Annotated in this window: 1 protein-coding gene; it reads left to right on the forward strand. The window is 46.9% G+C overall.

Going from position 1 to position 382, the window contains the following annotated elements; translation table 11 throughout:
- On the forward strand, nt 1-382 hold a 382-nt coding region (locus tag HBA93_RS19140; RefSeq protein WP_286202067.1), incomplete at both ends, for a TrmH family RNA methyltransferase.

A 382-nucleotide genomic window follows, 5' to 3' on the forward strand; every position in this document is an offset into this window, starting at 1 on the left:
TATGGATCAGATCGCCGGATTTCATGTACATCGTGGTGTTCTTGCCGTTGGTACTCGTAAAACTCCGAATGATATCAATACATTAATTAATCACATGCCGAAAAATGGCCTGATGCTCATTCTGTGCGGCATATCCAATCATGATAATATCGGCTCGATTTTCCGTAATGCAGCGGCTTTTGAAGCAGCCTGCGTTTTACTTGATGAAACCTGCTGTGACCCGCTTTACCGTAAAGCAATCCGCGTTTCTGTCGGCGCAACTCTGCAGGTTCCTTATGCACATTCCTGCCAGATTGATGATATTGTGAAGACTGTGGCTGAGGCGGGAATTAACCTCATCGCCCTCTCGCCGCAAAGCACGCAATCTCTCTATGATCTGCCT

Origin of the sequence: Ochrobactrum sp. SFR4 (assembly GCF_019730395.1) — a bacterium.
Taxonomy (GTDB): domain Bacteria; phylum Pseudomonadota; class Alphaproteobacteria; order Rhizobiales; family Rhizobiaceae; genus Pseudochrobactrum.